Source organism: Chitinophaga tropicalis, from assembly GCF_009758205.1.
GTDB lineage: Bacteria > Bacteroidota > Bacteroidia > Chitinophagales > Chitinophagaceae > Chitinophaga > Chitinophaga tropicalis.
The window spans coordinates 1-597 of the sequence record NZ_WRXN01000055.1 but is presented as its reverse complement, the minus strand read 5'-3'; the positions used below and the strand labels follow the sequence as shown (position 1 = coordinate 597).

At 46.6% G+C, this 597-nt stretch carries 1 rRNA gene; it reads left to right on the top strand.

The annotated features are described in order from the left end of the window. Nucleotides 1–597, top strand: a 23S ribosomal RNA gene (locus tag GO493_RS30780); the annotation flags it as partial.

Here is a 597-nt window from a genome sequence, read left to right as displayed (position 1 = left end):
AACAGCTCACTGGTCGAGGGTTTGAGCACGGAAAATAATCGGGCATCAAACATACAACCGAAGCTTTAGGATTGCTGGCGATGTCAGTAATCGGTAGGGGAGCATTCTAAACTGCATTGAAGGTGTATCGCGAGATATGCTGGAGCGTTTAGAAAAGAAAATGTAGGCATAAGTAACGATAAAATAGGTGAAAAACCTATTCGCCGTAAGACTAAGGGTTCCTGATCAACGCTAATCGGATCAGGGTTAGTCGGGTCCTTAGGCAAAGCCGAGAGGCGCAGCTGATGGCAAACTGGTGAATATTCCAGTACCTGCTAAAATTTCGATGGGGTAACGGAGTAGTGAACAGACCGCGCACTTACGGAATAGTGCGTTAAAGGGTGTAGTTATATTGACTGTAGGCAAATCCGCAGTTGATGATGAACCTGATAGTACAGTAAAGCTTCGGCCGCACTGATAGTGTCTCTAAACAGACTTCCAAGAAAAACCTCTAAGGTTAGGTTTTAGCAGCCCGTACCGCAAACCGACACAGGTAGTCGAGGAGAGTATCCTCAGGCGCTCGAGTGATCCGTGGTAAAGGAACTAGGCAAATTGACG